The 5,817-nt window shown below is 43.1% G+C and carries 5 protein-coding genes; all 5 read left to right on the forward strand.

Annotated features, from left to right (window positions below; all coding sequences use genetic code 11):
- Positions 1 to 201 precede the first annotated feature (201 nt).
- Positions 202 to 1,806 (forward strand): bifunctional pantoate--beta-alanine ligase/(d)CMP kinase, encoded by a 1,605-nt coding sequence (locus ACFE90_RS35390; protein ID WP_375506935.1) that lies wholly within the window; start codon positions 202 to 204, stop codon positions 1,804 to 1,806.
- A 503-nt stretch (positions 1,807 to 2,309) separates the two neighbouring features.
- Positions 2,310 to 2,912, forward strand: coding sequence for a superoxide dismutase (locus tag ACFE90_RS35395; protein ID WP_375506936.1), 603 nt, complete (start codon positions 2,310 to 2,312; stop codon positions 2,910 to 2,912).
- Between the two features lie 138 nt (positions 2,913 to 3,050).
- On the forward strand, positions 3,051 to 3,257 hold the full coding sequence (locus ACFE90_RS35400; RefSeq protein WP_375506937.1) for a hypothetical protein: 207 nt from the start codon (positions 3,051 to 3,053) through the stop codon (positions 3,255 to 3,257).
- Positions 3,258 to 3,306: 49 nt separating this feature from the next.
- Entirely contained in the window at positions 3,307 to 4,485 is a 1,179-nt protein-coding gene (locus ACFE90_RS35405) for an AIR synthase related protein (RefSeq protein WP_375506938.1), read from the forward strand.
- 461 nt (positions 4,486 to 4,946) lie between these two features.
- Complete coding sequence (locus ACFE90_RS35410; RefSeq protein ID WP_375506939.1) at positions 4,947 to 5,633, forward strand: PHP domain-containing protein; 687 nt, start codon at positions 4,947 to 4,949, stop codon at positions 5,631 to 5,633.
- Positions 5,634 to 5,817: the final 184 nt, after the last annotated feature.

A 5,817-nucleotide genomic window follows, 5' to 3' on the forward strand; every position in this document is an offset into this window, starting at 1 on the left:
ATGAGCGACTGCTGAACCCGAAGGGATTGAAGAAAAAATCTAAAATCCAAAATTGCATGACTTTTGACTTTTGACTTTTGACTTCCCTAAAGGGGCTGACTCCCCACTCCCCATAACAATTCTCCTAGTTCAATCATCTCTTCCCTCTCTTTCAGATATAAACTAACGGGGGAGGGATCGATAAGAACTAGGGGTATTTTTGTGCGCCTGCTGACAACAGTCGCAGCTTTACGCTGCTATTTAACTAAACGCTGCTCAGAAAACAAGCTAATTGCGGTTACTGAGGATCTAAAACTAGATGAGATGACTGGCTGGTATCAGACCGCAGTCGGTCTGGTGCCAACGATGGGAAATTTGCATCAAGGTCATTTAAGCTTAATTCAACGGGCGCGGCAAGAAAATTCTACGGTGATTGTTAGTATTTTCATCAATCCCCTGCAATTTGCTCCCAACGAGGATTATCAACGCTACCCTCGCACTTTAGAGCGAGACCAACAACTTTGCGAACAAGCTGGGGTAGATGCCATTTTTGCACCAACTCCGGAAGAGATGGCAGTTCCCCAGAAGAGTATACAAGAATCAAAGGTTACACAAGTTATCCCCCCATTTGCTATGATAACAGGCTTGTGTGGTCGTTCTCGGCAAGGTCACTTTCAGGGTGTCGCTACGATTGTGACCAAACTTTTCAACTTGGTACAGCCTGACCGTGCCTACTTTGGTCAAAAGGATGGTCAGCAACTGGCAATTATTAAACGCTTAGTAGCTGACTTAAATTTGCCAGTAGAAATTGTTGGTTGTCCAATAGTGCGGGAAGCTTCGGGTCTTGCCTTCAGTTCTCGTAATCAATATTTGACTGCAACGGCAAAAGAGCAAGCGGCGGCATTATATCGTGGCTTGCGACGAGCTGAAGCTGCTTTCCTTGCAGGCGATCGCAATAGTAACAAGTTGATAGCACTAGTCCAGCAAGAAGTGGCTATAGTCAGCACGATTTTAGTGGAATATATTGAATTGGTTGAACCGACTACGTTAATGTCTTTAGAAAAAGTTCAGGAGGAAGGAATGTTGGCGATCGCAGCTCGTCTTGAGTCTACACGTTTGATTGACAATATTATATTGCGCGATCGTCAACCCATTATCGCCATTGATGGCCCAGCTGGGGCTGGAAAATCCACAGTGGCGCGTCAAGTGGCAGCAAATCTAAATCTAGTGTATTTAGATACAGGAGCGATGTACCGTGCTGTAACTTGGTTAGTTCTGCAAAAGGGGATTGCCGTTGATGATGAGTGTGCGATCGCTGAATTAACTAACCAGTGTAAAATTGAACTTACCCCTACCCAGGATTTACAATCGTCGGTGCAGGTTTGGATTGATGGTATCGATGTTACCCAGGCAATTCGCACGATTGAGGTAACATCTCAAGTATCTGCGATCGCTGCACAAAGCGCTGTCCGTCAAGCACTGGTTAAACAGCAGCAAAACTGGGGTAAAAGAGGTGGTTTAGTGGCTGAAGGGCGGGACATCGGCACTCATGTATTCCCCGATGCCGAAGTGAAAATCTTCTTAACCGCTTCTGTGAGTGAACGCGCCCGTCGCCGCCAAGAAGACTTTAACAAACAAGGTCAACCCGAAATCAGTTTAGATCAGCTGGAGCGGGACATTGCTGAACGCGATTGGAAAGATAGTACACGCAAAGTTTCCCCTTTGCAAAAAGCAGCAGATGCGGTTGAAGTTCAAACCGATGGTCTGAATATTTCTGAAGTCACAGCACAAATTGTGAACTACTACCAGCAGCGTTTATCTCAGTAGTAATGATCACTATTTGCGGTTAGTTTTTCAGTTCAAAAGGGTGGTGGGTGAGTAATTATCCACTTACCATCCTCAAAACTCTACCTACCAGAAACAGTTTAGATGCAAAATAAATAATTTTAAAATTTAGTCTAGTATTTTATATATTAGCTTTCTTTAAGTACTAAATCATCTCGCTTCAGACTGATTTATGACATCGTAATTAATCCTACTAAAGATAGAAGTATGAAAGCTTTAATTGCTAAATGCTAATTAAATATCGGTTTCTGGCTATAGAATATTAGCCATTTTTATTTATAGTCATTAATTCATAGCGATTTGACTTATCACAAAAGTACTTTGTTTTCATCTTCACTTTCTCTTCACTTTGGTAGTAGAATGACGATGTTAAGTTTTATGTTTCATCATGAAACATATAAAACTGTCAAAAACAAAAGCTGCTAATTGCCTAAGTTTCTGCAATAGCTTTCAACTGGAAACCGGTAAAGAGAGGATTTCATAAAATGACATTTACACTGCCCGCCCTACCCTACGAATTGAATGCTTTAGAGCCTTATGGCATATCAGCCGAGACCTTAGAGTATCATCATGGCAAGCATCACAAAGCTTATGTAGACAACCTGAATAAGCTCGTTGAAGGTACAGAACTTGCCGATAAGTCTCTAGAAGAAGTGATCAAAACTTCCTTCAAAGACTCCTCTAAGGTAGGAATCTTCAACAATAGCGCCCAAGTTTGGAACCACACCTTCTTCTGGAATTCCTTGAAACCAGCAGGTGGCGGCGCACCCACTGGTGATCTCGCAGCCAAGATTGATAAAGACTTCGGTAGCTTCGACAAATTCAAGGAAGAATTCTCTAATGCAGCGGCAACTCAGTTTGGCAGCGGATGGTCTTGGTTGATTGATGATGGTGGTACGCTGAAGGTAATTAAGACACCAAATGCAGAAAACCCTCTAGCTTATGGACAGAAAGCACTTCTGACCTTGGATGTTTGGGAACACGCCTACTACATTGACTATAGAAACGCCCGTCCAGCGTTCATAAAAAATTTCTTAGATAAAGTGGTTAACTGGGACTTTGCTGCTGAAAACTTGGCTAAAGCTTAATTAACTGTCAGTTTTGAACTGGTTCCACCAAGAAAAGGGAGAAATTAAAAAGAATTTCTCCCTTTTCTGTTATTAAATGGCGGGACGGGCAGTAGCTTGAATAAAAGTAGTGGCATGAAAATCAAAATATAAAACATTATGAATAGCAAAGAACTAGCACAATACATAGAAGCAACTAATAGCATCACTAAACCTTGGCTATTGGTACAACTGCGCCTTAAGAAACTACAAGAGCGTCGAGCTACCCTTACAGACGATGTTTACAACAAAGAATTAAAGGACATTTACCAAGACATGATGAATTTGGGGGAATGGTGGCGTGGTATTGAAGATGATGTATTTTAAAGTTAAGAGTTAGGAGTTATGATTCCTAACTTTTAACTCCTGCACAGACGTGATTAATCGCGTCTCTACTCCTAAATTAAAACGCAACCTGATGGCTCAAGCTCTCGATCAAGTAGATTACGATACTCTCGATGCTGCAAAACGATGCTTCATTGATGCCGCAAAACGCACCCTTGGCTTTGCAAGCGCCTATGGTATTGTGCCCGCATCGGGTCTTGGAGCAAGTGCTAACGCTTTCAGTTTTAACCTCGCTCCGTTTCTAGAGGCGGGGACTAGAGAACTTTCAATGACACTTGTCCCGGAAGGACTGGGTACCGCAGACGATACTCGACCTGACGACCTTTCCGAAGAAGAACTTCGACGATTTTGGTGGAATATCGGTATCAAGATTATCTCGTGTCTTACGAACGATGCCGCAACATCAGGTATGCAGACTATACTTCTCGGTTTATATCTGCCGTCTAGTACTCCTGAAACCATCTTCACCCCAGCGTTCCTTGATGGGTTTCTTGATGGAGTGGTTGAAGGGTGCAAACGAGTGGGGTGTGTCTATCTCTCAGGAGAAACTCCTCAACTAAAAACGAAGATGATTCCAGGTCGGCTCGACATCGCAGGCTCGGTTTTTGGGGTTATGCCGGCTGGTGTCGCTCCCATTGATAGTTCGCGTCTGGATGCCGGAAATACCATTGTTCTGGTCGAGAGTTCGGGACCCCATGAGAACGGCTTTACCCCACTGCGAAAGCTTGCCCAGTCTCTTCCTGATGGCTACAGAACAAAACTTCCAAGTGGGCAGGAGTTCTGGGAAGCGATAAATGCTGCTTCGTATCTTTATACGCCGCTTGTGCAGGCGGTGCTTGGCAAGGGGATTCGTCCCACTGCGATGGAGAACATCACTGGACATGGATGGCAAAAGCTGATGCGGTCGGTGAAGCCGCTTCGATATGTCATCGAAACGATGCTCCCAGTGCCGGAGATATTTACGTTTGTCGAGGGTCATCTTGAGGGCGGGGCTGAGACGATGCTTTCTGTGTTCAATTACGGTGCAGGATTTGCATTCTATACAGAATCAGAGCAGGATGCAGAGAGAATTGTAATCCTTGCAAGAGAACATAAGCTTACGGCTGTGATTGCCGGAAGGGTTGAAGCATCCCTTAGCCGCGAGGTGGTAATAGAACCGCTTGGAATCACCTTGAAGGGAGATTCCTTTGGAATTGCGCGAGGAGTATAGTGATTCAGGAGCGATCGCTAGTTTTCTTGAAGCTATTGTAGGCTGACTGATGCGATGCCTGCGGTGGGCTACGCCTACGCTGAAATCATTACTAGTTATTTCTAGTAGTGTAATTACTGAGAACAATCATATTTTATTACACGTAATATATAATTGAATTGCAGGCTTATCAAAGATAATTACTCTCTTAAGTCTTTAAAAGTAAGTCATTTAGCATAAATGCTATAAACGTATTTATATAAATTTCTATGCACTATTTTTGACTACTTATATTTAAAGTAGTCAAAATCACGCATGACTACTGAGGTTAAGATTTGCTAACGTAGTCTTAACATATTGAAAAATTTGCTGAGAAAGCTGAGAAAGTAGCAGCCAATACTAATTAAAGTGCTGAGTCTTTCTCATCTCTAGATGTGCCGTTTTAGTGTGTTAAAAAGATATATTTTTGTTCAGAGGGGGTTATGGTTGTAAATTTGGCCCGAACTACTGCTTCCACAGAACTTTTGAAGCAAGTATTCCAAAACATTGATGCACAAAGTTGTCCAAGGTTATTCAACTTTCACATGCACACTATGTACTCGGATGGTAGGTTGCAGCCTAGTGCATTGATGGAACAGGCGATCGCGATTGGACTCAAAGGGTTAGCCATCACCGATCATCATGGTATTATCGGCTATCAAGCGGCACTTGCTTGGTTAGAAGACTGGAAGTGGAATAATCCTGGTGCAAGCACTCCTTACCTGTGGAGTGGTGTGGAAATTAATGCCAACCTTTTGGATATAGAAGTTCACATTTTGGCTTACGCTTTTACACCAGAACACCCTAGCATAAAACCTTATCTCCAAAGAAGGCCGACTACAGGACAAGAATATCAAGCAAGTAACGTGATTGCTGCTATTCATGAAGCTGGGGGATTGGCAGTTCTGGCTCATCCGGCTCGTTACAAGCGATCGCTTTTTGACTTAATTCCAGCTGCGTCCCAAAAGGGCATCGATGGCGTGGAAACTTTTTACGCCTACAATAACCCTAACCCCTGGAAACCCAGCGTCGTGGAATCAGAACAAGTACAAAAGTTGGCTGATGAATACTTTCTTTTCAATACTTGTGGTACTGATACCCACGGTTTGAGCCTGCTACAACGCTTGTAAAGATGAATCAATTTTTTTGAACTCTCCTGGTTAAATCTGCCAGGAGGTTATTCTATTTTGGATTTTCAATAATCAAGTCTGATATCAACCCACATTCGGCAGGTTGGTTTGAAAATCATGATGCTAACTAAGGGACTTCCAAATAAAAAAATATACCATCGCTATAGAGGCAGGGGGCAGGGGG

Origin of the sequence: uncultured Nostoc sp. (genome assembly GCF_964245445.1) — a bacterium.
Taxonomy (GTDB): domain Bacteria; phylum Cyanobacteriota; class Cyanobacteriia; order Cyanobacteriales; family Nostocaceae; genus Nostoc.